Raw genomic sequence first — 26,820 nt, forward strand, 5'->3', positions numbered from 1 at the left:
GTTAGTTATAAGCAGCTTGGTATAGTTACGCTCTTACGCAGCGTATGCGTACTCCTCGATATTTAACATACTCACAGCATATTTATTTGGACATGAGATGACTGATTATCTGTTGATACTGGTCAGTACCATACTAGTTAACAACTTTGTATTGGTTCAATTTTTGGGGCTTTGCCCATTTATGGGGGTTTCTGGAAAACTGGAAACATCCATTGGTATGGCAATGGCCACTACGTTTGTCTTGACTCTTTCCAGTCTTTGCAGCTATCTCACGTTCGAATACATACTTCAGCCTTTTGGGCTTGAGTACCTTAAAACCATTGCTTTTATTTTAGTGATAGCTGTTGTTGTGCAGTTTACCGAAATGGTCGTACATAAAACCAGTCCGCTACTATATCGCGTATTAGGAATTTTCTTACCACTGATTACAACAAACTGCGCGGTATTAGGTGTCGCCCTGCAAAACACCAGTAAACAAAATAATTTTGTCGAATCCATCTTATATGGTTTTGGTGCAGCGGTTGGCTTTTCTTTTGTACTTATTCTGTTTTCAGCCATGCGTGAACGGATTAATGTCGCCGATGTCCCCAGCGTTTTTAAAGGCTCAGCCATAGGCATGATCACAGCAGGGCTGATGGCCCTAGCCTTTATGGGCTTCACCGGTCTGGTGCAAATCTAGGAGCCATTATGTTGACTGTTTTGCTCGCTGTAGGAATTCTATTAGCCCTTTCCCTAGTATTTGGCGCCATTCTTGGCTATGCCAGCGTTCGCTTTCATGTAGAAGGTGACCCTATTGTCGATCAAATTGATGCCATCTTGCCGCAAACACAATGTGGCCAATGCGGCCATCCTGGTTGCCGCCCCTATGCGGAAGCCATCGCCAACGGTGAAGCAATAAACCACTGTCCGCCCGGTGGTCAGGCGACAATTCAAGCGCTCGCTGATTTACTCGACGTAGAAGCGATTCCCCTCGATGGTGACCACGGCACAGAAACCGCCAAGCGCGTGGCGGTTATTCGTGAAGACGAATGTATTGGCTGCACTAAGTGTATTCAAGCCTGTCCAGTAGATGCCATTCTTGGTGCTGCAAAACAAATGCACACCGTCATTTCTGACGAATGTACAGGATGCGACTTATGTGTTGATCCTTGCCCAGTAGATTGTATTGATATGGTAGAAGTCGGCGTGACATCAAAAACCTGGTCTTGGGACAAACCCCAAGGTGTCGCTGCAACCTCAATGAACATCATCGCCACAGATCGCAAAGCGGAGGTGGCACACTAATGCAAACAACCAACATCTTCTCTTTTCATGGTGGTATTCATCCGCCAGAAAACAAAGCTCAATCACTGACACTACCCCTTGGCCACCCAAGCTTGCCAAAGGAGTTGATACTCCCCCTGAGTCAACACATTGGCCAAAGCTCTCGTCCGCTAGTCAGCCAAGGCGAGCAGGTTCTAAAAGGCCAAGCCATTGCCATTAACAACGGTTTTTTAAGCAGCTTTTTACACGCTCCCACCTCAGGTACCATCACCGCTATTGAAGAGCGCGTCATTGCGCACCCTTCAGGGTTAAGCGACCTTTGCATTGTGATTGAACCTGACGGGAACGATAGCTGGACAGAGCGCAGACCTCTTAACAACTGGCGTAGGATAAGCAAGACAGATGTCTTGTCCTACCTTGCTGAAATGGGTATCGTTGGTATGGGTGGCGCTGGTTTTCCAACACAAGTGAAACTACAGGGGGCACACAAGCACCCGCTAACCCACTTTATTATCAATGCGGCAGAGTGTGAGCCCTACATCACCGCTGACGACATGCTAATTCGTGAAAAAACCGAACAGCTAGTGCTTGGTATCGAAGTACTACAACATCTCGTTGAAGCGGACCAAGTTATCATCGGCATTGAAGACAATAAACAACAAGCGATTGCCGCACTTAACAATGCTCTAGCGCAACACAATAGCACGATCCAAGTTGCCGTTGTGCCGACCAAATACCCATCCGGTGGCGAAAAGCAATTGATCCAGTTGCTCACAGGCAAGGAAGTGCCCAGTGGTCAACACCCAGCCGACATTGGTATTTTATGTCAAAACGTCGGTACCTGCGTAGCGGTACATGACGCTATTTATTTAGGCCAACCCTTAATCACTCGCTTTACTACCTTGACTGGGGATGCACTCAAGGCTCCACAAAATGTCGAGGTATTGCTTGGCACACCAGTTAAGCATCTACTGGATTATGCTCAGGCAACCCACAAAAAACTCAGTCGCTTAATCATGGGCGGCCCGATGATGGGCTTCACACTGAACTCTATCGATGCCCCCATCGTCAAAACCAGCAACTGTATTTTAGCGGCAAGCAAAAAAGAGCTGCCCGCTCCCGCTCCAGAGCAAGCCTGTATTCGCTGTGGCATGTGCGAACAAGTTTGTCCTGCCAGCCTGTTACCTCAGCAGCTTTTATGGTTCAGCAAGAGTCAGGAGTTTGAAAAGGCCGAACATTATAATTTGTTTGATTGCATCGAATGTGGCGCTTGTTCTTACGTCTGCCCAAGTAGCATTCCACTTGTACAGTATTACCGACATACCAAAAGCAGCATTCGCGAAGCACGGGAAGCCGCCGTGAAATCGGATCTCGCTAAACAACGCTTTGAAGCGAGAAAAGCACGTCAAGAAGCCGAAGCAGCAGAAAAAGAAGCTAAGCGTCTAGCACGCCAAAAAGCCTCCGCCCAGAAGACAGAAGGTAAGGCGACAGAAACCAAAAAAGCAACGCCACCAGCTGAGGCAAAAGCCACCACACCAGATGAAAGCAAAAAGCTTAAGGTGGATATCGCGCTTGCTAAGAACAAACTGAAAAAGCTTCAGAAACAATTAGTTGAAGCTCAAGAAAATGAACATGTAGAAGAAATTAATCATTTACAGTTACAAGTCACTGGGCAAGAGAAGATCCTTACCTCGCTTGAACAACAGCTTGAGAAAATGGCAACGACACCTGCGGAAAAATCTACTAAGGCCGCACCAGCTCCTGTTAATGAGGAGTTGAAAAAAGCGAAGATCGACGTCGCGCTGATCGGTGCAAAACTGAAAAAGGCGCAAAAGCAGCTAGCGGAATCTCCCGATGATAGTGAATTAAAAGCAAACGTTAGCGAACTCGAAAAAGGCCTCGTGCAAGCACAATCACTGCTTGATAGACTGACTCCGTCGACAGCTGCCCAGAAGGCAGACACGCTACAAAAAGCGTCATCTAAACCCACAGTCAATGATGACCTCAAAAAAGCAAAAATCGACTTAGCCATTGCCAAGGCGGCCGTAAAAAAAGTCGAAAAAGCTCTCAAAAAAGCCGAAGAACTAAAAGCCCCAGAGGCAGACACCCTGCGTCAGCAATTATTGGAAGCACAGCAAAGAGTGGACAGTTTAGAAAAGGCTTTATCAAACCCACAGACTCAGTCTCCAATGACAGAGGCGACAGAATCAAACGCATCAACGGATGAGAGTGCCGCCAAAAACGAACAAATTAAAAAGCAAAAAATTGCCTCTGCTATGGCCAAAGCCGCCATTAACAAATTGAAAAAACGCCTCGCCGCCGAGCCAGATCAAGCGGAGAGTATCCAACAAGAGATTGCCGCAGCGGAAAAAAGACAGCAAGAAGCCGATGCACTGTTGGCACAACTCACACAATCGCAAGACACTATGTAAGAGAATGGTTAAATGGCACTATTGAGGATTACCTCTCCACACACACAACGGGCTGGGCGTCGCACTTCTTGGGTGATGCTCATGGTTATTTTGGCAACGATACCCGGTATCGCCGTGCAATCCTGGCTATTTGGCTGGGGCACCCTAATCAACATTGCTATCGCCGCCATCACAGCACTGCTTTCTGAAGCGGCGGTTTTATCGATGCGCCGTCGCTCCGTTGTGTTTTTTTTAACGGATTATAGTGCCCTACTTACTGCCGTCTTGCTTGGCATTGCCTTACCTCCTAGCGTGCCTTGGTGGGTAACAGTGACAGCCGTAGCCTTTGCAGTGATTTTTGCGAAACAGCTCTATGGCGGTTTAGGAAATAACCCGTTTAACCCTGCGATGGTGGGTTATGCCATTGTCCTAGTGTCGTTTCCTGTTCCTATGACCCAATGGGTGGGTGCTTCTGACATGGTGTCATCGGGCTCTATGATGTCCCTATCACAAAGCCTGCAAGCCATCTTTCACCATTTGCCCAGCATTGACTCTTACACCATGGCAACCCCATTGGATGGGTTCAAACATAAAGACAGCCTCTCTAGCACCGCTGCGTTTAACAACATCGTCTCATTAAAAGGCGCCAATCTGAGTAGCTGGCTCTTCATAAACAGTGCCTATCTATTAGGCGGCTTAATATTATTAGTATTGCGTATCATTACTTGGCATACACCAGTGGCTGTACTCTCCTCTTTGGCCGTCATCTCTGGTGTTTTTTACTTGATTGATCCCAATCATGCGGCAACACCTTGGTTTCACCTAACCACTGGTGCCGCCATGTTAGGTGCTTTCTTCATCGCCACCGATCCAGTGACGTCCTGCACCAGTAACCGTGGAAAACTGGTCTATGGGACTGGAATCGGCATTTTAATCTATGTGATCCGTACATGGGGTGGTTATCCAGATGGCGTCGCTTTTGGTGTATTGCTGATGAACTTTGCTGCCCCTTTGATCGACTATTACACGCAGCCTCGCACCTATGGCCATAAGAAAGCCAAAAAGGGCCTAACCATTAAAGAGGATAACTAAGTGGACTTAATTGCCTCTATACGTCGTAACAGCATTGGTTTGGGCATTTTTGCCATTCTCACCGCAGGCTTGATCGCCACCATTCACTTGGTGACCAAAGACACCATCGCCAATAATGTGCTTAAAGCGCAGATCGCTGCATTTAATGATATTTTACCCGCTAATCGCTATGACAACGATCTCACCAAGGACACCGCTATACTGCCAGCGGACAAACTATTAGGCGGGGCACCTGTCAAAATCCATATTGCTCGAAAAAATGGCCAAGTCAGTGCCATTATATTCGAAACCGTCGCCCCTGGTGGCTATAATGGCCCTCTTGGATTATTAGTATCAGTAGACAGAAACGGTATTGTGACCGGAGCTCGAGTCATTAGTCAAAACGAAACCCCTGGCCTTGGCGACAAAGTGGATATTAAAAAATCTAACTGGATCTTGAGCTTTAATGGCCACTCTTTGGGTAACCCCGGGTTAGCTGGCTGGAACGTCAAGAAAGACGGCGGTGATTTTGATCAGTTTACTGGCGCAACCATCACACCACGGGCAGTGGTTCGCGGTATTAAAAACACCTTGATCTATTTTAAACAACACAAAGACTCGCTATTAGCGCGTTAGGAAAAGCCATGAGTGCAGACGAGCAAATCTTAACCAGTGATGCCACACCAGACAATAAGCCAAGCGCTAATTACACTGAGATCATCTACAACGGCCTGTGGAAAAATAATCCCGCCTTGGTCCAACTTCTAGGGTTGTGTCCAATGTTAGCGGTCACCAGTACCGTAGTGAATGCCCTTGGTCTTGGTCTTGCAACGACTGCAGTATTAATGGGTTCGAATATGGCCGTGTCATTGATTCGAAACTATGTCGCTGATGCGGTTCGACTACCCGCCTTCGTGATGATCATCGCCTCTTTCACCACTTGTATTCAGATGATCATGCAAGCTTATACCTACGAGCTGTATCAGATTCTCGGCATCTTTATCCCTTTGATTGTAACCAACTGCGTTATTCTTGGCCGTGCCGACTCATTTGCCAGCCGAAACCCTGTGCTCCCCTCCATTCTAGACGGCATGATGATGGGGCTCGGTTTTACCTCAATATTGATCGTCCTTGGTGGGATGCGTGAGTTAATTGGTCAAGGTACCCTATTCTCTAATATGCAACTACTCTTCGGTAGCAGCGCCGCTCACTGGAAAATCATTGTCTTTCATGACTACCCCAATGTACTCTTTGCCCTGTTACCTCCTGGCGCCTTTATTGGTCTAGGCATTTTAATTGCGATGAAAAATTATCTGGATGAGCGCCAGAAAAAACGTCTTGCCGAACAAAAGTCAACTCAAACTCCTGTTACCACTAAGCGCGTTCGAGTGACTGGTCAAGCAACGTCTTAATCTTATATAAATAGTAAAGAGAGTTAATGACAATATTATTGGCAAAAACAGCATTAATGATAAGATTCGTAATGATCAAAACAGACTTGATGCCAATTTAAGAGACAGACAGTGAATAAAGAAAAACGCTACGAGATTTTCGCTCGCCTTCGCGCTGAGAACCCAAACCCAGTGACAGAACTAGAATACAATTCGCCGTTCGAGTTGTTAATTGCAGTATTGTTTTCCGCGCAAGCCACCGATGTAAGCGTCAATAAAGCGACCAGAAAGCTATTTCCCGTTGCGAACACCCCTGAAAGCATGCTTGCACTGGGAGTTGATGGTTTAAAAAGCTACATCAAAACCATTGGCTTATTTAACGCCAAAGCTGAAAATGCCATCAAAACCTGCCAAATACTTGTCGAAAAGCACAATAGCGAAGTTCCAGACACACGCGAAGAACTCGAAGCCTTGCCTGGCGTGGGTCGAAAGACCGCGAATGTGGTTCTTAATACTGCCTTCCGCCAAATAGCTATGGCAGTGGATACCCATATCTTCCGTTTCGCCAACCGCACTAAGGTCGCCCCCGGAAAAAACGTGCTTGAAGTGGAGCAAAAACTCCTAAAATTTGTCCCAAAAGAATTTTTATTGGATGCTCACCACTGGATGATCCTTCACGGACGCTACATTTGCGTGGCACGTAAACCCAAATGCACCGCCTGCATCATCGAAGATTTATGCGAGTTTAAAGAGAAAACGTCTATCTAGCTAAGCACAGCAGATACGTTAGACGTGAATTTACACACCAGAACAGCATAAAAAGGACAAAATATATACTTCCACCTGAGACGACACACAATAAAACAGGTACTATAGCTCACATATAACGTCTCATTAGTCGCTTTCAAGGAGGAAATAGATGCAGTCCATAAAGACGTTTTTTCATGCAATCTATAGCCATGTCAAGCGATCATGTGTAGAAAGCACAGAGTATTTCTTACCCCATCACGCTTTTTACATTGGCATGATTGGACTATTTGGATTTCCTTTGTACTATTTGATATGGACATATGTGTTTCCACAACCCTACGAAAACATAACATTACGCCTTTTGGGTAGCCTTTTATTTGGGGGAATCAGTTTAATACGTTTCTGGCCACAATGGATGCGACGGCACATTCACCTCTATTGGTTCGTTACAATGGTTTATGCACTACCCTTCTACTTTGGATTTATGTTACTCAAAAATAATGGCAATCTGGCTTGGTCAATGTCTATGATGGCTGGTTTGGCCTTACTAATATTGCTAGCCTATAATTGGGTGTTATTTATTACCCTATTTTCTATAGGATTCTCACTGGCTCTGATTGCGTACACTGCTACTTCAGATGACATTATGCTAGAAAACTATCTTGGTCAGTTACCCGTCTATTTATTCCTAATAGTCACAGCCAGTATAACTTTCTATTTTCCATACAAGCTTAAACAAGAAAAACTTAAAGTGCTCGCATCGGTAGGAGCTGAAATCTGTCATGAGCTACGCACTCCTCTGATGACCATTCAGAACAATACATACGGCTTACATAAGCACCTCCCTAAATTGCTACATGGCTATGAGCTAGCTAGAGCTAATAATCTCGCCATTAACCCGATAAGACCAGATGCATTGAAGGCCTTAGAACAGTCCGTTCATCATATTGAAAAAGAAGTCGTGCACTCAAATACCATTATCGATATGCTGTTAATGAACTTGAGAAAAACAGAACCAAATACTGATAACTTTGGCTATTTTTCTATGGCAGAAATCATACAGGAAGCTCTGTATCGTTATCCGTTTGATTCAGCTAGAAGCAAACAAATCGTTAAAACAGACCTGACCAACAACTTTACATTTTATGGGTCGAATATACTGATGATGCATGTTATTTTCAATTTAATAAAAAATGCCCTAACCTTTACAAAAGGAGCGGCAGAGTCCAGTATTGAAATCGTTCTAGATAATGATACTAGTGCAAACCATGTTCATTTTAGAGATAACGGTAAGGGGGTTTCCCTACTGGATAGGATGTTAATATTTGATAACTTTTACTCTTCCGGAAACCAAAGTATAAGCTCGGGAACCGGAATAGGGTTGGCTTTTTGTCAGAAGGTATTAACCAGTTTTAATGCCAAAATTAAGTGTTATTCTGAGCTTGGGGAATACACAGAGTTTGTGTTGAGTTTCCCTAAGCAATTGAAAAAAGATGGAATTTAAATGATGCTTAACTTCAATAAAAAAATGATTGATGCCTACTACCACCCTACTACTGTGGTGTTTTTAGACGACCATCAGGCCTTTCTAAACAGCATCCCATTGGCATTAGAAGCCAATGTGGCATATCAAACTTTTGTCGATCCTAAAGCGGCAATAGACTATATTAACACGCGAACTCAGTATCGCCCTTTGGTTGAAAACGACAAAGGCTGGCTGAGCGATACTCCCTACTCATATCACTATAAGCTGGACGTCGAGTCCATTTTACATAAAACCCATGATGGTGATCGTTTTTCCGAGCCATCCATCCTTGTTACCGACTACGCTATGCCGGGACAGAGCTACAATGGCTTGGATGTCTGTCAAGCGATTAATAATCCCTATGTCAAAAAGATACTTCTAACAGGAGTTGCCGATGAACAAATTGCCATTGAAGCCCTAAACAATAAGATCATTGACTATTACCTGAAAAAGAGTGATCTAAACGTTTTTGCTCAAATAAATCGGCTAATTGACCGTTACCAGCAAGAGTATTTTAATGACATGACACGAGTCATTCGAGAAAGCTTAAAAGTAAGCTGCCCTCTAATTGACGACCCTGCGATTGTGGAATACTTCTTTTCTATTATTGAGCAAAAAAACATTGTAGAGTACCATCTTAATACCCATTCCAACTCCGCTTCATTGGATTTTCTGTTGTTGGACGAATGTGGCAATACCCATAGGCTGTTGATTCTAAATCAGGATGACATGAAAGCACATAGTGAGCTGGCCGCCGATAGTAATGCACCAGAGATGCTGATTACCGCCTTAGAAAAGCACGATAAAGTCCCCCTGTTCTCAAGTTTGGATGGTTTTTATCATCCAGATAGACAAGAAGACTGGCAAAAATACTTGCACCCCTGTGTCCAAATTGTCGGACAGGAAACCTATTTAGCATCCTTCATCCATGCTAAAGATATTCCTTCAACGTTTCAGACAGAACAGTGTTTTTCTTTCCAACAGTATCTGCAAGGTGATTTGCCTGCTAAATTCTTATAGCAATGAAGAGTCTTCGGGACTTTTATCAAAAGCCCCGAAGATAAAAGCTAAGTCATAACGAAGCTTTTGATAGCATCATATAAAAATCAAGCAACACAAAGTGGCAGCATATTGGTTTGTTTTTGAGTGGAACGCCATTGGTCTAATCCAACTTCTTCCCGAATATCCCTAAAAACACCGATAACATATCTTAACTCATCCATAGTTAGGTAAGAGTTAACAGATAAACGCATTAACGCTCGATTTTTAGCGGTTGCAGGCGCACAAAATACTGAGCCAAAGACATCTCTAGCCTCTAAAACATCTTTCAGCACTGTCGTTTGCTTCTCTGTTCCCACTTCAAGTCCTATTATCTGTGAGCTTGATACACTTGTATTGTAACCTAACTCGCTAAGCGCTCTCCTTAGATAGGCAGCGTTACTATGAAGCCGCTCACGTCGCTCATCTGCAGTAATAATTAAATCTAATGTCTTATCCAAGCCTGCAATTTCGTATGGCAATAAAGCAGAACTAAAAATCGCAGGGTTTCCCGTGCATTTAAAATAGTCCGCAAAACCAGCTGGACAAGCAACAATGCCAGCTCGTCCAGCAAAAGCTTTGGCCAAACTGGCAGTTCGGAACATAACCTTATCTTGTAGGCCATAATCAACCACCATACCTCGCCCCTGAGGCCCGTGTGTTCCCAATGAATGGGACTCATCAACCAATAATATACAGCCCTTGTCGTAAGCTGCCTCCACTAATGCTTTTAAAGGACAGACACTACCATTGGTACTGTATACCGAATCGACAATGACTAGACCAGAACCATGGCGGTCAATCAATGATATAAGATGATCTATATTATTATGACGAAATGGGTAGACAGGAGATGTGCTAAATTTGGTGCCATCCCACAAGGACATATGTGCCATCATATCAATATAGACAGGGGCATTGGTATGCTCAACAATTGATTGAATTAATCCAATATTGGCATTATAACCAGACTGGCAAAGCACCGCTTCATCAGACCGCATAAAATCCGCCATACGAGTTTCAAAACGCTGTTGAGGATTATCCCCATGCATATAGATAGAAGACATGATAATTAAATTATCCGAATCATCTAACACTTTCCGCTGCGCTTCAATAATAGCTGGATGATTTGCTAGTGACAGATAATCATTACTAATGAACTTAACTGATGATGCTGTTGCTGTAAGCCCATGCAAAGGATTACGCCCCCCCAAGTCTTCACATCGCTGGACGTGTTTATTCACTTTTTCAGCTAAATAATTAGGGTAGTTATTGATATTGTTTGTCATTACTCTTCTCCTTATGCCAAAAGCGGCATACTTGAAAAACTCAAAAAAGAGAATAGAGCCAACGAACAGAAAGACCAGCCATCAAACCTTTGTCAGCGCGTCTTAGTAAGATAAGGAAAAAGTGTTATCACCATACACAAATAGAACATAAGCTTAACCCTCCTCCTTGGTCCTTATTGGTGACAGGCCACAATAAAAATTTGCTAAAACTGACCAATGCTCCTCGCATGCAGCTTTTCAATTTTTTGAGAGCCATTGCCATCCCCATACAATAGGGACAACAATTCATTGTAATCCGTTATCTAGTAACGAAAAGTAATGAAACCTGACAAAGGCCGATAAGGCAGAAAGACATACCAAGAGAAAAGCGGCTTATTGTTTAATAATTACTAAACTATAATTAATTAAGATTGAATTTATTAAACATTATTCACCGATCATGCTTCTCTTATACACATTCATGATGAGAGAGACCCACCCTTATGAGCCAGATCGCAAAAACCAAACTTACCCAAGCTCAGTTAGATGCCCACTGGATGGCCTACACGGGCAACAGACAATTCAAACAAGATCCTCGCATCATTGCCTCAGCCGAAGGTCGTTATTACACGGATATCGACGGCCGAAAAATCTTTGATGGGCTCTCTGGTTTATGGACATGTGGTTTAGGGCACAGCGTCCCTTCTATTAACGAAGCCGTCGCGAAACAGGTAAAAACACTGGATTACTCCCCTGCCTTTCAATTTGGCCATGAAAAGTCCTTTTTATTGGCTGAGAAAATAACGGAGTTTATGCCTGCTCCACTCAATCGTATCTTTTTTACTGGCTCTGGTTCTGAGTCTGTGGATACCGCATTGAAAATTGCTCGCGCTTATTGGCGTAAAAAAGGCAAAGGCACAAAAACCAAATTTATTGGTCGTGCTAAGGGCTACCATGGCGCAGGGGTTTCAGGCTTTAGTGTGGGTGGTATTCCTGCCAATCGTACTTTATATGGACAAGGTCTTGAGTCTTATCATTTACCCCATACGCAAGTACCTGGCACGGAATTCTCAAAAGGCATGCCTGAAAAAGGCAAAGAGCGCGCCGAAGAGTTGCTTAACTTGATTAACATGCACGATGCCTCCAATATTGCCGCCGTGATCGTTGAGCCTATGTCAGGCTCCGGTGGTGTGATTATTCCCCCCGTTGGTTACCTACAACGCCTCCGCCAAATTTGTGATGAACACGACATCCTATTAATTTTCGACGAGGTCATTACTGGTTTTGGCCGCATGGGCGCAAAAACAGGGGCAGAAGCCTTTGGAGTAACACCCGACGCTATTACCCTAGCTAAACAAGTCACTAACGGAGCCATTCCGATGGGGGCCGTGGCGTTCAAACAGGAAATATATGACACCTTTATGGAGACAGGGGGTGCTGATTATATGTTGGAAGTCCCCCATGGCTATACCTACTCAGCCCACCCCATTGCGTGCGCCGCCGGTTTGGCTTCCCTCGAAGCAATCACACAACAAAACTTGATTGATCGGGTAAAGGAAATGAGCCCTGTTTTGGAGGAATGTGTCCATCAATTGAAAGCCGCTAGTCCACTCATTACGGATATTCGAAATTATGGCTTTGCTGCGGGAATGAGCATTGCCCATATTGATGGTGAACCCGCTAAGCGACCATTTCAAATTGCCATGCGCATGTGGGAGAAAGGCTATTATGTGCGCTACGGGGCCGATACGATTCAGCTAGCACCGCCGTTTACCACAGAAAAGTTAGAAATGGACAGTTTGATCAATGCGTTAGGTGATACCCTAAAGGAACAGCACTAACTGATTTAGCCTAAATGGTAAAACAAAAAGTAAAAAATCCGAGCGGAATGACCGTTCGGATTTTTTTATTTCATAAAAATACCTAGATTGAACACTGGTCGTAGGATGTGTTTTCCCTATAATACTTGTCAGCGTAAACTTTCGTAAAAGCACAAGAGAAAAAAAATGAAAGCACCATACATAAGATGTTTTTGGGCTGGAAGACTCTATTTAACCAATGGCATGGTGATGTCCGTTCACTGTACTCACATATCCTCTGAGCAAATAGAAGTGGAAGCTCCCTATGGTTCACAAGGTTCGAAACTGGTAAAGCTGGAGCTAAACGCCATCCATGAAGGCAAAACAGCTCTCATAAAAGCACTTTGTAAACCTTTGGTAGATGTATTAAACGAACATAATAAGCACTACATCCGGCTCAGTTTTCACAAAATAGCTCCCAAAGACCTAGCGTATATAAAAACCTTTATTGAAGATAACTCTTAGTCCAATCATTATCGCACTGCACCTACTCTACATCCATAATCTCGATGCGACGTGAAACACTCGCATTTTATCCTAATACTTTTCCTTCTAGCTCGTTGCTACAACGATTATAAAAGCAATCAAAGACTAGGCATGAGGCGAGCATCATGCCTAGCACTTTCATATAACAAGACTTGACGACTTAGGACAAGGTTGTCTCAAACAGTTTCAACAACTTCTCACTGTCAACTTCCATACAAACTTGCGTCATCGGCACATTATTCCAATGGGGTTCAGGGAAATCCATACCTTGTGGTGCAAAAATCGTCTGACCAATGCCAATTCCTTCACAAGCAACACGCACCGCCCCTAATTCCACACCGAAGATACTTGGGTCCATGGCATAAGCGATCGTAGAGGCATCGTGAAAGTAACAACCATTGACACCAAAACGACTACTATAGAAATTGATATAATGCTGTGCGCAGTCGTACAAGAATCCACCCTCTTCAGGATTGGCAGCTTTTATACGTCCAAGAACATTATTATCCAGTAACACCTGATGAGTCACATCTAAACCGATCATGGTCACTTGCCAAGGCGCAGTAAATACAACATCTGCTGCATGGGGGTCATTCATAATATTGGCTTCTGCAACAGGCGACACATTACCATATTCAATCGCTGTACCCCCCATCAAAATAACTTCGTCCACCAGCTCCGCGATCTCAGGATCTAACTTCAGCGCTGCGGCCAAATTACCCAATGGTCCCAATGCAATAATGGTTACCTCACCTGGGTACTGACGAACCGTATCGATAATAAATTGTGCCGCGCTTTCTTTGACGGCTTTACCTTTGGGAGCAGGCCAATTGATGTTACCAAACCCATCTTTACCATGAACAAAATCTGGATGCGGGCGCGGCTCAATCACGGATGGCACTGCAACACCTTGCGCAACGGGAACATCTACTTTCGCAATTTCCGTTAGAGTAATGGCATTTTGCGTTGCTAGCTCAACAGGCACATTACCAAATGTGGTAGTAAGACCCAGTACATCCAATTCTTTCGCTTGGAATGCAAAAAAGATCGCCATAGCATCATCAATGCCAGGATCTGTATCAATAATAATTTTACGAGCCATATTCGACTTCCTCTTTTTATATAAATTTAGTCTGCCAATTCATCGACATGACAAACTAAGCTTGTTCGGCTAAAAACTCATCGACTTCTGAAATACTTGGAATGGCACTTGAAGCCCCCATTCTTGTGACGCAAATAGCAGACGCCGCACAAGCGCGTGTAAGTGCTTCTTTCATATTTAACTGATCCATTAAGGCGGATAGGCAAAAACCGATAAAGGTATCTCCCGCAGCAGTGGTATCCACTGCTTTAACAGAAAATGCTTCAACAAATAGATTTTCATCTTGATTAAAATAACGCACTCCGGCTTTCCCTAGTGTCATCAGCACAGCTAATTCAGGGTAAGCTTTCGGCAGACCGTCGATTGCCGCATTCACATCGCTAACGCCAATTAAGTCCATTGCTTCTACTTCATTAACAATCAGAAGATCAACAAAAGGCAGCACTTCCTTCGCTAATTGAGCATCCATTGGCGCGGGATTAAAGGCAACTTTCAGTCCTTTTGCTTGTGCTTGACGCATAATATATTGGATTAGGTTCGTCTCATTTTGTAGCAACACCCAATCTTCGGACGAGGCTTGGGCTAAGACCTGATCAACTTGTTCCTCCGTCAATGCATGGTTCGCGCCTTGAAATAAAATAATGGCATTTTCTGCCTCTTTATTCAGTTGAATAATCGCATGACCCGTCGGCACATCCAGCCTAGCAATCAAGTCCGTATTCACCCCAAGGCCAGATAATTGTGCCAAAATTTGCGCATCATTTTGATGAACCGCACCAACGTGCTTAACATCAGCCCCCGCTTTCGCCAAGGCAACAGACTGATTCGCCCCTTTGCCACCAAGCAAACATTGATAACTGTCCGATGCCATGGTTTCACCTGGTCGCACAAAGTGATCAAGTTGATAAAGGTGGTCGAGGTTAATCGAACCAAAATTATAAATTGCCATGTAATCTTTCCTTCTGGATGAATAGCGTTCAGTGGTCTGGGAATGACCCTTCAGTCATTATACGCAAGCTTAAAAAATAATTGACCATCTGTACAAAAATAAAAAACGCCCTATTCAACCTGAATAGAGCGTTTATAGACATAGACGACGAGTAAATCCAGACTTTACTGGATTACTTATCAGAATCTAAAAAGCCACGTCCTTTCTGCGCTGCGATTCGCATACGCAATGCATTAAGTTTAATAAAGCCAGCCGCATCTTTCTGATCGTAAGCACCAGCATCGTCTTCAAAAGTCGCAATAGAGCTATCAAACAAACTATTGGGTGATTGACGACCAACAACGCTCACATTTCCTTTATACAATTTCAAGCGCACGGTACCAGAAACGTATTTCTGAGATGTATCAATCATTGCCTGCAGCATACGGCGCTCTTCAGACCACCAGAAACCATTATAGATCACTTTTGCGTAACGAGGCATTAGTTCATCCTTAAGATGCATGGCCTCACGATCCAGTGTGATGGACTCCATCGCACGGTGAGCACGCAACATAATGGTGCCCCCAGGGGTTTCGTAACAACCACGCGCTTTCATACCAACGAAACGGTTTTCTACGATATCGATACGGCCAATGCCGTTTTCACCACCGATTTTGTTCAAAGTTTCTAAAATAGTTGCTGGCGACATTTTTTCACCATTAATAGCAACTGGGTCACCATGCGCGTATTCAATTTCAATATAAGTAGGGGTTTCCGGTGCTTGCTCAGGAGCCACCGACCAACGCCACATATCTTCTTCTGACTCTATCCAAGGATCTTCTAACTGATCACCCTCATAAGAGATATGCAACAAGTTGGCATCCATGGAGTAAGGCGACTTTTTCTTCTTAGTTGAAAAGTCAACGGGGATCTGATGCTCTTCACAGTACTTCATTAAGGTTTCACGAGACGTTAGACTCCACTCACGCCAAGGTGCAATCACTTTTACACCAGGCTTAAGAGCGTAAGCACCAAGCTCGAAACGCACCTGATCATTACCTTTACCAGTCGCACCGTGAGCAATAGCATCGGCTCCGGTTTCATTAGCAATCTCAATCAAACGCTTAGCAATCAGAGGACGAGCAATTGAGGTACCTAGAAGGTACTCACCTTCATAAATAGTGTTTGCTCGGAACATTGGGAAAACAAAGTCTCGGACAAATTCCTCACGTAAATCTTCAATGAAGATTTCCTTAACACCCAACGCTTGAGCTTTCGCGCGAGCAGGTTCCACCTCCTCACCTTGACCTAGGTCAGCGGTAAAGGTCACTACTTCACACTGATACTCTTCTTGAAGCCACTTCACAATTACCGAAGTGTCTAGGCCGCCTGAATAAGCCAGCACTACCTTCTTCACGTCAGACATTCTTTCTGTTCTCCTCAACGATGTCACGCAACCACAGTAAAACAGCGGCGCAAAAATTAAAAAAAGGGGCTATCTAGTGTAAGATTTCACTACTTCCTTAGCAAGTAAAAAGCCCAACACGTCATTGAATTTAATGGAATCGTTGGGCTCTTATGAAGACTTGGCAGAATAACCAATCATTACTTACCAATTTTTTCTAAACGAATGGTCACACGACGGTTACGCTCACGGCCTGCTGCCGTACGATTACTGGCCGCTGGGTAACGATCACCATGATAACGGGAAATGATTTTATCGACTGGTACACCTTGTTTTAGCAAATACGCCGTTACTTTTTCAGCACGCTCTTTAGACAGCTCCCGATTATCACGTCGTGAGCCAACGTTATCTGAATGACCATCAATGTAGATGTATTCAACTGTCGGGTCATGCTTCACATACAACGCCACCAAATCTAAACGCTGCTTAATACTGTCGGTGAGCCGCACTTTTCCAGACGGAAATAAGGCCGCCGTACGAGCAATCTGATCGTAATTAACCGGTAATAGAGACGACAGACATTGGCGAAATTGATTATAAGCAGGTTCAAAATTAATATTAGACAAGCTCACTTCCACCACTTCACGACGATCTTCCCAAGCCGTACCGGCGACCATTGGTTGTCGACCATGATCCAAACTGGTTAGCATTCGTTCCGCCACTTTACCCCCTACCTCAACCGTCAACCCGTAACCTGGGTAAGGCAAAATATCAAGCGTTTCGGGTTTGACGCCAGGAGACCATTCCGGCGCCTGAGAAATGATATAAACTTGTCCCGGTCCTAATTTCTCATTATTGGGCTTAAGCACAAACTTCATAGGCTCACCCGCTTCTTTTATAAAATGTCCAACGCCATAATGCGGCACGGGATGACTCAAGCTGCATGAAAAAATATCACCCGATAACAGCCATTTCGAATCCGTGATGCCAGACTGATACAGTATGGACGCCTGAGAACAGGCCACAAACATACTGCTTGTGAACAGAAAACAAGTGCGTGTTATAAATCGTTGGGTAATTCCCATTTAGAGATCTCGTTCAAGCATTATCAATTGTGTTATGATCCGATCTATCTACCCCATCATTATTGAGAAAGTGGCAGAATTAAGGAACTTCTTTTGTCAAACCATGAAATTAAAGATCGATTCCGTGGCTTCCTACCGATTGTTATCGACGTTGAAACCGCAGGCTTTAATCAAAAAACCGATGCATTACTAGAAATTGCGGCCTGTATCCTTCGTATGGATGAAAATGGTGAGCTATATACCCATGAAACCTTGTCATTTTTAGTCAAACCTTTCGAGGGGGCGAATCTAGAAAAAGCGGCGCTGGATTTCACTGGTATTGACCCATATGACCCTAACAGAGCGCATATTGAAGAAAGTGACGCGTTAACGCAAATTTTCTCCAAAGTACGTAAAGAATTAAAATCAGCGGGCTGTAAACGTGCCATTCTTGTTGGCCACAATGCTGCCTTTGACCATGGTTTTTTAAACGCCGCTATTGAACGGGCACAAATAAAACGCAATCCATTCCACCCATTTTCCAGCTTTGATACCGCCAGCTTAGCAGGCTTAATCTTTGGACAAACGGTGCTGGCAAAGGCCTGTGAAGTCGCCTCTATTCCCTTTAGCAATGCAGAAGCGCACTCTGCCAAATACGACACAGAAAAAACTGCTGAGCTGTTTTGTGAAATGGTAAATCGATTAAAGCGTCTAGGTGGCTGGCCATTGAAAACATCAGAAGCTGACAGCTCCATGGAGGACATCTTTAATGCAGGAAAATAGCAAGACGACAAAATAGTCATTCAGAAAATAATATCGCCCTCAAAAAGCCAGCTAAACTAGAGAAAATATGGCAAAGTTTATCTGTTCGTCTCTTTATTTCGCAGGACTTTTTTGGGCTGGCTATCTTTGCAAGCAAGGTTAAAATAACACATTCATTACCACTCAATGTCACGGATCAGTCTATGCAGGGGAAACGAATTGCTTTACTTATCTTGGGTTGGCTGTCATTGATTACAGGCATTATCGGTATATTTTTGCCTTTACTCCCTACCACCCCTCTGGTACTTCTCGCGGCATGGTGTTTTTCTAAATCCTCCGAACGCTTCCATCATTGGCTGATGAACCATAAATACTTCGGCCCGATGGTTCGTGATTGGCAATCAGGTAAAGGCATCCCAAGAAAAGCGCGTAACCGAGCTATTATTCTGATGTGGATGGGAATGGGAATTTCTATGATTATTATCGGTCGTCTTTGGGCGACCATTTCTCTTATTTGTATTGGCGTCGCGGTATGCACTTACCTATTACGCCTGCCAGTACGACCAGATGACACATCGATTTAACTCCTCAAGGTAGAGAATATGGCGCTTAGCAACATCACCAAAAGACCGTTACGCAATCTGTTTATTATTCCCAGCCTAACCCTTATTGGGATAATTTTTATTGTCTGGCTAATTACGCCGTTTGTAGCAAGACATTATTTACAAGAATACTTTCAGTCACAAGGCGAAAACGCTTCACTACAACACCTTCGTGTCCACTTTTTTCCGCCAAGAGTGACCATAAAAGACTTAACTATCACTAAAGAAAAACAGGATACCTTAACCCTTAAAGAACTGGATTTGGGGATCAATCTTTCTCCATTACTTTCTGGCACCATCCAGGTTTCTCACGCCAAAATTGATGGACTGACCCTGTCGGTTAAACAACAACAAAACGACTGGATCATTGCAGGTATCAACCTTGCTCAATACCAATCTAAGACGGCACAAGAGCCGACAAACAATACACCCAAAACAGAAAAAAACAGCACGCCTTGGTCAATCAAAGTCCCACAGTTTTCGTTCGTTAATAGCCATATCAACTTAAGCCGCCAGCTAGATGCCAGCGCACCCATACAGCAAGACACTCTCTCAATCAATAAGTTATCGATTTACGATTTGATAGGGAAAGGCATGGACTGGCAAGGTTCCGTCCAACTAAACACAGACATTAATACCGCCAAGATTGATCTTGTGAGTCAGTTTCATTACACACCAATAAAAGGCCAAGCAAGTCTAACGATTCAAGATACCTTACTTCCACTGCAAGCCTTCGCCCACTTTATTCCAACCCCTTATCAAACAAGTAAGGGGAATATCGGCCTGAAAGGAACTCTGACTGCCAGCCTGCAAAAAAATGATGGTAAAACATCGTACCAGCTTAACGATTCTTCACTCACCGCTAACTTCAAGGCATTGAATTTACCCCTGCCAGACCAAAATCATCTTTCTCTGGCTTCCAGTACCTTAGCGCTATCAAACCTATCCGCCTCTTATGACTCACAAAACAACATCAGTGCAAAAGGCAATGTGGATATTCAAGTGAATGGATTAACAACCAAACTAAAAGATAAGCAAAGTGCCAGTGTCGCCCAGCTATCCGTTAACACGCCTTTCGATGTAACACAGCACGACCAAACACTCACCGCCAATACACCACAGGCCAACATCAACCTTCATCAATTAACATTGGCGCTCTCTTCTCTTGCCTTGACGAATGAGCAAAGCACTTTGGCTCTTAGTCAGTTACAGTTGAGCAAATCCACTACTGATGCGCTTCAGCTCTCAGTAAAAAGTCAGCTAGACAGTCACAACCTAAGCGCAGAACAAGCGGATATCAAAACCCACTACGACACTCTCAGCCTGACGAATACCAGTTCGTTCTCACAAACACCGAGCAAGGGTATAAAAGTCAATAATAACGACATAAAACTGACGTTAGCTGGTATCACGGCTCAACAAAAAAATAAAGCGGATGTCTCACTAGGACAACTGCATATTACGGCGAATACCCTGAACCTAGACCTTAATGACCAACAAACACCCCATGTAATAGGCACAGACCTAAACTTGATGACTCAAGCCTTTGATGCGAAGTTATCAGACACAAAACGAGCGGCATCATGGCAAGATGCTTCACTCTCTCACGTTAACCTTAACCAGCAAGGTAACAACTTTAACGTCTCTCTTAATAAGTTGAACATTCAAAAACTTATCGTTTCTGAGCCTCTTGTGCCTAAAACAAATCAGCCCGCCTCTCCAGCCCTTGCTACCATTGATGATGTGTCTATTGATCAAATCCATGCAAACCAAGATGGCATTCGCATCAAACAGATCGATACCAAAGGGGTTAAAGGCAACTTGCTATTAGACAGCAAAAAACGCATTGAAAACTTGGTATTTGTCGACACCAACGAACAGCAAGCACCCTCAGAAAAAGCCAAACCAATCGACGTACCGAAACAACAAGACATCGCCACACAACAGAGTTCAACCAACGCCTCTGCAAACACCGCATTTAAAGCCCCTTATTATGTGATCTTAAATGCTTACAACATGACAGGTAAGTCTAGCTTATATATTCAAGACAAGAGTATTGATCCCGCTCTAAAGCGCACGCTAACCATTGAAAAGTTTGCTATTCGCAACCTCAACACTAAGGATAAAGAGCAAAAAGCCACTTTAGATTTCCAAGCTAGAAATGACAAATACTCCACTCTTTCTGGTGAACTGACGATACTTCCTCTCGCCAAAAAACTCACCATGTCGTCTCACTTAGTGGTTAGCCAAGCCGAGCTACCGCCTTACTCTCCTTATATCGCGAATGTTTTGGGTTACCAAATTGATTCTGGTCAATTGAATCTAAACCTTAAATTGACCTCGAAAGAAGGTGTTATCAGTGGCACAAGTCATATTGTACTAAAACAATTTGACCTTGGAGGGACGTACAAAAGCAGCTCAGTGATCAAAACTGGAGTAATTCCTCTGAACATTGCAGTTAGCGCATTAAAAGACGGAAACGGTAATATTAATCTCGATATTCCCCTCTCCGGTAACATAGATAACCCTCAGTTCGGATGGGGAGATCTCCTCGTTTTGCCAATCAAGAAGGCCTTATTTAAAGCGTCCACTAATTATTTACTGCAAACCTTTGTGCCTTATGCGAATGTCATTTCAATTGCGCAGTTCGCAGGTGAACAGTTGTTAAAAATTCGCGTAGAGCCTTTGAAATTTCAGGCGAAACAAACCGACCTTTCGGCAGATCAAGAAACTTTTTTAAAACAATTAACAGATCTTATGAAAAACAAAGAAGACAGTGAGCTGAGAGCCTGTGGTGTAGCAAGCTATCAGGATTTAGGCCTAGAAAAGCCACCAGTCACCATAAGTGATGCAGCCCGTCAAACTGCCAATGCGATAGCAATAAAAAGAGCACAGAGCCTAAAAAATTACCTAGTGAACCAAAAGATTGACTCCTCTCGTATTTTTATCTGCGCGCCTGAAGTTGATCTTACCCGTGGTAGCACGCCACGCATCGATTTAAACTTTTAATCCAATTGCCGCCAGCTCATCGCGAACTGGCGGCAAGTTAAACGACAAAAGAATCAGTTACCTCGCCATAATCCTTATTAACCAATATGGGGGTATCTGCTCACACATGCGCCGTCAGCGATTAGTAAAAGCCTCTTCAAAATGCCTAAAAGCCAAGTAATAAATGCGCAATGCCTTGTGATGATGAATTCAATGCGCCATAACTTTACTAATGCGTTTTTTAAAAAACGTGATCGGTATCAAGACATCAAACTCGCAAATAACCTAGCCTAATGATTAGAGAGTGAAAAAAGGAAAATAATATGCCTATCGAAAATCATAATTTAGCCCTTGAGTTACCAGAATTTAAAGACGACATTCATAGTCTTAAAATGACGGATGACCACTTTAAAAAGCTATCGGATGAATACCACTACCTGACGAACGAAATCAAAAAAATGGAGCAGGAAATTCTTCTCGTTTCAACGGAAGAAGAAGAGACCTTTAAAAAGCGTCGCTTGCAACTTAAAGACACCTTGGTTGATTATCTAAAACAGTCTCAGACTGCTAACCAGACAAGCCAAATGCAACTTTAATTCCATGAAGGCGTAATGAGGCAGAGGACTGAACGGATCTGATCATTGCGCCTTTACTATTCTAACTTGCTCTTCTAGCAACCTTCTAAAAATATTCTTGATGAACAATGCCTTACGAGCTTTATCTCGTTAATCCTCGCTTTTTCATCCAATAACAACCAATCCACAAAACCTTTTGGTATATTAAAACAACTCAATATTGCAAACGATTATCATAATCACTATCATATTCCTTCCATTTTTTTGACCCTTGGTTTTGTTATGAAGCTCAACCCCTTTCTGATCGCAATGCAAGCTTGTAGTGCGCTTGCTTTTTCTACCAATACCCTTGCCGACACAACAGACGCAAACGTAAAATTAGACACAATAGATGTGAAAGGACGCGCTTTGTCCTACTATAAAGACGACGAAACAACCTTCGCCACACGTACTGAAACCCCTATAGACAAAACACCACAGTCCGTGCAAGTGGTGACTCACACCATGATAGAGGATCAAGCTGCACGGCAAATAACCGATTTGTATCGCTCAATATCAGGATTATCACAAAACAACGTTTCTACTGTTACCCTACGCGGCTTCAGCCAAGACGAGATCCTCTACGATGGATTGAAAGGCGATCCTTATGGGGATTTTTCAATTCCTCAACTTTTCACCATTGATCAGATTCAGGTCTTAAAAGGGCCATCTGGTGCCCTGTATGGCGCGGGAGAACCTGGCGGTGTGATTAACTATGTCACCAAGAAACCAACCTATGATCCACGCAACACGATCCAAGCCACGGTGGGCAACAAAGACTTTCTAAGCGGCAGTGTAGAATCCTCTGGTCCACTTAACAAAGAGGCTTCAAAACGCTACCGAGTGGGAATTTATTCGGATGGACAACATTCATACCGCAATAATGTGAAAGAACAAAACCGTATTATCGATCTTGGCTATGCGTGGGATATTAACGATAACGACACACTGACCACTCAATATACAAATATTCACCAGAACATAAACGGCGCTCGCTTACGCGGGATTCCAACGGATAATAATGGCAACTTCCTAGCGCCAATTTCTTGGAACGATAACGAAAGAACAGACTACCAAGAGCTTAACGCACAAGTCTTTCAAACTAAGCTCGACCACACCATTAATTCATGGTTGGATAGTAATCTCGCCGTTCGCTACTTCGAAAATACCGAGACTCAGAAATATCACGAAATAAACAAACTGCTTGATACGAATGGTGATGGCATTCCCGATACCAGTAAACGTCAATACCGAGACCAAGTTCGTAAACGCAAAGGCATCACCTTAGCAGGTAATTTAATCGCGGAGCTTGGCAAGCATACTGTGCTAGTAGGGAGTGAGTATTACCACGAAAAGAACCGTTTTACCTACTCAAGGGCAACCGGTCCAGCCGATGGCGTCTCTAATTTAAGTCTTATCCACCCTGTTTATGGAAAAGACAATACCAACAATTACATCATGCACGAGCATACCAACGAAGACACCACGTCCGACCAACTTGGTCTGTATGCACAAGATCAATGGGCAATCACCAACAAACTGGAGCTCACATCGGGTGTGCGTATTGACCGGATTAAGCAAGCCTATCATGACCACTTAAAGGACTCTTCGACCGACTATTACGACACAGGCTACTCCACACGCATTGGCGCCACCTACAAAATCAATAAACATCTCAAACCCTATACGTCCTTCTCAACAGGCTTTGTTCCACAGGATGCAGAGAACCAACAAACCAGTGTAGGCGGACCTTTCGACCCAGAAGAAAGTCGACAAATAGAAGTGGGAGTGCGCAGCTATTGGTTGAATAATCGACTGAATGTAAATCTGGCGACTTACCATATTATCCGCAAGAACATTCTCCAAGAAGACCCAAACGACACCGATAAAAAAGTTGCCTTTGGCAAAGTAAGAAGCCAAGGGGTGGAACTAGATATTATGGCCGATATCACCTCACGCTGGGTCGCGAATATCAACTACGCCTATAACGACACCATTGTCGAAAAAGCGTTTAATGGTATCCAATATGCCAATGGCAAACGCTTTGCCAATACACCACATAACCAGCTTGGTGTTTGGACACGATATGACTTTCCACACATTCGTTCATCCATTGGATTGGGAGCTGATTATGTCAGCCAGCAAATCAATCGCCAAGGGCAAAAAGTCAAACCCTACACGGTATACGACGCCTCATGGCAGACTCATTGGGAAAAGTGGAAATTTCAGCTGAACATCAAAAATCTGTTCGATAAAAAATACGCCGTGAGTGGTTTTACCAAAACCATCGGCTCGTTCGTCGGTGAACGCCGTCGCGTTTATCTAAGCGCCACTTACGATTTCTGATTTGTCTTAACAAAATAATCAAGACCACAAAAAAAGGGTGATATCCAATAATAGATAATCACCCTTTTTATAAAGTCGACCTGTTAATGAAATAAACGTCAAATAGCAGATAAAGGATGAATACTCCTTGAGCCATCGGAGCCGATAAAGACTTCACAATGCACACCGTAACTGTTCGCAATTTGTTCTGCCGTCAGCACTTCATGGGTATCACCAAATGCCGAAACTTTACCTGACTCAAGAATCATCGTTTGATCAGCAAAACGATGGGCCAAATTCAAATCATGCAACACCATAAGAGTGGTGATATTTTGCTCTTGAGTATAATCACGAACCGTTTGTAAAAGCTGTAACTGGTTCGCTAAATCCAACGCCGATGTGGGCTCATCCAGCAACAGCAATTTTGGTTTACGAATCAGCGCTAAGGCTAAGGCGACCATTTGTCTTTGACCACCTGACATCTCATTCAGCATACGCTCGCTTAAATGTGCTAGTCCAAGCATGTTGAGCATTTCTTGTGCTAAAACAAGACTTTCAGGTGACGCACGTAACTGCATGTTTTGACTATTCTGAGCCAATAACAATAACTCAAACACACTCAAACGCACATTGCTACTAGAGAAGTCTTGGGCCACATAACCAATAATCCGACTGCGCTCCTTTTGCGTCATATCATTAAGGCTCACACCTTCTAATTGAATGTCTCCTTTGGCTTTTACTAGCCCCGCTAACCCTTTTACCAACGTCGATTTTCCGGCCCCATTGCGCCCTAACAAGGCCAAAGATTGCCCTGTGGTTAATTCAAAACTCACTGGTTTTAGAATATCAACTTTACCAATCCGTACAGACAATTCATTAACATTAAGCATTATCGTCTCCCCATACTACGGCCGAATACCAACCAAACAAAAAATGGTACGCCCAACAAGGAGGTCACCATACCAATTGGTAAAATAACGCCTGGTATCAACATCTTACTGACGATGGAAGATAAGGTCATAATTAAAGCGCCAACAATCATTGTCATCAATTGCGAAAAACGTTGATCCTCACCAACCAGCATACGGGCCACATGTGGCGCCACCAGTCCAATAAAGCCAACGACCCCAATCGTCGCCGTAATAGCACTTGCTAACAACGCGGAAAAAGTCAATAACAACATACGAAGGCGTGCCACTGAAATCCCTAACACTTGGGCTTGCTCACCAAAGCCTCGTAGTGCCGAAATTTGCCAAGACAATAAAAGTAAGATGGGAACAACCAGCACAATAATCACTGCATTGATCCCCACTTGTGTCCAGGTACTTTTCTGCAAAGACCCCATCATCCAAAAGACCAAAGACTGAAGTTGATCCACATTCGCAACGTATTGCGCCAAGCCCAGTAGCGCCGAAAAGATGAAATGCACGGCAATCCCCAGCATCACGATCATCTCAACTGACAATCCCTTGCGAGCCGCAAAAATGCCAATAAACAACACAGTCACTAGAGAGAAAATAAAGGCATTCGCCGTCAGTAAATAATCAACAGGAAGAAAGCTCACTAAAGACGTTTGGAAGACAATAACCAATGCTGCACCAAAACCTGCAGCAGAAGAAATGCCTAAAGTAAAGGGCTCTGCCAATGGATTATCCAGCACAGTTTGCATTAACGAACCCGCAATCGCTAAACCAATACCGGATAATACCGCCGTGATGGTTACAGGCATACGCAAATCCCACATCACCACATGCACCATGGGAGAGGCCTGATCTGGATGAAACACACCATTAAGCGCCACATGCCAAGGTAACGTCCCTGAACCACATAATAAATCGGTTATAACGGCAAGAACCGTTAAGATAAAGAAAACAACAATCAACAGTAATTTACGACGCACATCATTTTTGTAAACGTGCGCGCTGGGCGCTTGGCCCAGCGTTTGTGAAACAGTATTCATTAGGAAAA

At 43.7% G+C, this 26,820-nt stretch carries 23 protein-coding genes; 16 read left to right on the top strand and 7 right to left on the bottom strand.

What is annotated here, in order from left to right; all coding sequences use genetic code 11:
• The first annotated feature begins 97 nt into the window (after positions 1–97).
• From rsxA to AC0VYI_RS16730, 9 genes are all read left to right on the top strand, one after another.
• Complete coding sequence (rsxA, locus tag AC0VYI_RS16690) at positions 98–679, top strand: electron transport complex subunit RsxA (protein ID WP_067019603.1); 582 nt, start codon at positions 98–100, stop codon at positions 677–679.
• Between the two features lie 8 nt (positions 680–687).
• Positions 688–1,284 carry an electron transport complex subunit RsxB gene (gene rsxB / locus AC0VYI_RS16695; RefSeq protein ID WP_199475282.1) on the top strand — a complete coding sequence of 199 codons (597 nt, stop codon included), beginning with the start codon at positions 688–690 and terminating at the stop codon, positions 1,282–1,284.
• On the top strand, positions 1,284–3,695 hold the full coding sequence (rsxC, locus tag AC0VYI_RS16700; RefSeq protein WP_475444270.1) for an electron transport complex subunit RsxC: 2,412 nt from the start codon (positions 1,284–1,286) through the stop codon (positions 3,693–3,695). Before rsxB ends, rsxC begins: the two co-directional genes overlap by 1 nt.
• Positions 3,696–3,707: 12 nt before the next feature.
• Positions 3,708–4,766 (top strand): electron transport complex subunit RsxD, encoded by a 1,059-nt coding sequence (rsxD, locus tag AC0VYI_RS16705; RefSeq protein ID WP_475444272.1) that lies wholly within the window; start codon positions 3,708–3,710, stop codon positions 4,764–4,766.
• The gene (rsxG, locus tag AC0VYI_RS16710) at positions 4,767–5,381 is read left to right on the top strand and encodes an electron transport complex subunit RsxG (protein WP_199475270.1); all 615 of its coding nucleotides are present in this window, start codon (positions 4,767–4,769) and stop codon (positions 5,379–5,381) included. It abuts the gene before it with no gap.
• Positions 5,382–5,389: 8 nt separating this feature from the next.
• Complete coding sequence (locus tag AC0VYI_RS16715; RefSeq protein WP_475444274.1) at positions 5,390–6,157, top strand: electron transport complex subunit E; 768 nt, start codon at positions 5,390–5,392, stop codon at positions 6,155–6,157.
• Between the two features lie 111 nt (positions 6,158–6,268).
• Positions 6,269–6,904: an endonuclease III gene (gene nth / locus AC0VYI_RS16720; protein WP_475444276.1), complete on the top strand. Its 636-nt coding sequence runs from the start codon at positions 6,269–6,271 to the stop codon at positions 6,902–6,904.
• Between the two features lie 433 nt (positions 6,905–7,337).
• Positions 7,338–8,390, top strand: coding sequence for a sensor histidine kinase (locus AC0VYI_RS16725; RefSeq protein ID WP_475444277.1), 1,053 nt, complete (start codon positions 7,338–7,340; stop codon positions 8,388–8,390).
• On the top strand, positions 8,391–9,431 hold the full coding sequence (locus tag AC0VYI_RS16730) for a response regulator transcription factor (RefSeq protein WP_475444279.1): 1,041 nt from the start codon (positions 8,391–8,393) through the stop codon (positions 9,429–9,431).
• 86 nt (positions 9,432–9,517) lie between these two features.
• On the opposite strand, the gene cqsA is transcribed toward AC0VYI_RS16730, so the two are convergent.
• Complete coding sequence (gene cqsA / locus AC0VYI_RS16735; RefSeq protein WP_475444281.1) at positions 9,518–10,738, bottom strand: alpha-hydroxyketone-type quorum-sensing autoinducer synthase; 1,221 nt, start codon at positions 10,736–10,738, stop codon at positions 9,518–9,520.
• 482 nt (positions 10,739–11,220) lie between these two features.
• Between cqsA and aptA the strand changes: the two genes are divergently transcribed.
• Together aptA and AC0VYI_RS16745 are read left to right on the top strand one after the other, a co-directional pair.
• Positions 11,221–12,558, top strand: coding sequence for an omega-aminotransferase AptA (aptA, locus tag AC0VYI_RS16740; RefSeq protein WP_475444283.1), 1,338 nt, complete (start codon positions 11,221–11,223; stop codon positions 12,556–12,558).
• A gap of 165 nt (positions 12,559–12,723) precedes the next feature.
• The gene (locus tag AC0VYI_RS16745; protein ID WP_199475246.1) at positions 12,724–13,041 is read left to right on the top strand and encodes a hypothetical protein; all 318 of its coding nucleotides are present in this window, start codon (positions 12,724–12,726) and stop codon (positions 13,039–13,041) included.
• 181 nt (positions 13,042–13,222) lie between these two features.
• Here AC0VYI_RS16745 and AC0VYI_RS16750 read toward each other — a convergent pair whose 3' ends face one another.
• The 4 genes from AC0VYI_RS16750 to AC0VYI_RS16765 all read right to left on the bottom strand — a co-directional run bounded on the left by AC0VYI_RS16750 (position 13,223) and on the right by AC0VYI_RS16765 (position 17,582).
• Entirely contained in the window at positions 13,223–14,164 is a 942-nt protein-coding gene (locus tag AC0VYI_RS16750; RefSeq protein WP_475444285.1) for a nucleoside hydrolase, read from the bottom strand.
• Positions 14,165–14,219: 55 nt separating this feature from the next.
• Entirely contained in the window at positions 14,220–15,113 is an 894-nt protein-coding gene (locus tag AC0VYI_RS16755) for a ribokinase (RefSeq protein ID WP_475444287.1), read from the bottom strand.
• A 172-nt stretch (positions 15,114–15,285) separates the two neighbouring features.
• Positions 15,286–16,518, bottom strand: coding sequence for an argininosuccinate synthase (locus AC0VYI_RS16760; RefSeq protein WP_199475240.1), 1,233 nt, complete (start codon positions 16,516–16,518; stop codon positions 15,286–15,288).
• A 179-nt stretch (positions 16,519–16,697) separates the two neighbouring features.
• Entirely contained in the window at positions 16,698–17,582 is an 885-nt protein-coding gene (locus AC0VYI_RS16765; RefSeq protein WP_475444289.1) for a flagellar protein MotY, read from the bottom strand.
• Between the two features lie 93 nt (positions 17,583–17,675).
• On the opposite strand from AC0VYI_RS16765, the gene rnt reads away from it, so the two are divergent.
• The 5 genes from rnt (at position 17,676) to AC0VYI_RS16790 (ending at position 24,873) form a co-directional block, all read left to right on the top strand.
• A complete protein-coding gene (rnt, locus tag AC0VYI_RS16770; protein ID WP_199475236.1) occupies positions 17,676–18,344 on the top strand; it encodes a ribonuclease T in 669 nt (222 codons plus the stop codon).
• 182 nt (positions 18,345–18,526) lie between these two features.
• Complete coding sequence (locus AC0VYI_RS16775) at positions 18,527–18,907, top strand: YbaN family protein (RefSeq protein WP_475444291.1); 381 nt, start codon at positions 18,527–18,529, stop codon at positions 18,905–18,907.
• 18 nt (positions 18,908–18,925) lie between these two features.
• Positions 18,926–21,934: a DUF748 domain-containing protein gene (locus AC0VYI_RS16780; protein ID WP_475444293.1), complete on the top strand. Its 3,009-nt coding sequence runs from the start codon at positions 18,926–18,928 to the stop codon at positions 21,932–21,934.
• A 302-nt stretch (positions 21,935–22,236) separates the two neighbouring features.
• On the top strand, positions 22,237–22,509 hold the full coding sequence (locus tag AC0VYI_RS16785) for an HP1242/YdcH family protein (RefSeq protein ID WP_475444295.1): 273 nt from the start codon (positions 22,237–22,239) through the stop codon (positions 22,507–22,509).
• Positions 22,510–22,770: 261 nt separating this feature from the next.
• Entirely contained in the window at positions 22,771–24,873 is a 2,103-nt protein-coding gene (locus AC0VYI_RS16790; protein WP_475444297.1) for a TonB-dependent siderophore receptor, read from the top strand.
• 98 nt (positions 24,874–24,971) lie between these two features.
• On the opposite strand, the gene AC0VYI_RS16795 is transcribed toward AC0VYI_RS16790, so the two are convergent.
• Positions 24,972–25,742 (bottom strand): ABC transporter ATP-binding protein, encoded by a 771-nt coding sequence (locus tag AC0VYI_RS16795; protein WP_475444299.1) that lies wholly within the window; start codon positions 25,740–25,742, stop codon positions 24,972–24,974.
• Entirely contained in the window at positions 25,742–26,812 is a 1,071-nt protein-coding gene (locus AC0VYI_RS16800) for a FecCD family ABC transporter permease (RefSeq protein WP_475444301.1), read from the bottom strand. The genes AC0VYI_RS16795 and AC0VYI_RS16800 overlap by 1 nt, the downstream gene beginning before the upstream one ends.
• Positions 26,813–26,820: the final 8 nt, after the last annotated feature.

Source organism: Marinomonas sp. 63XJN7_9_ISO-PGPR-S23-217, assembly GCF_056173515.1.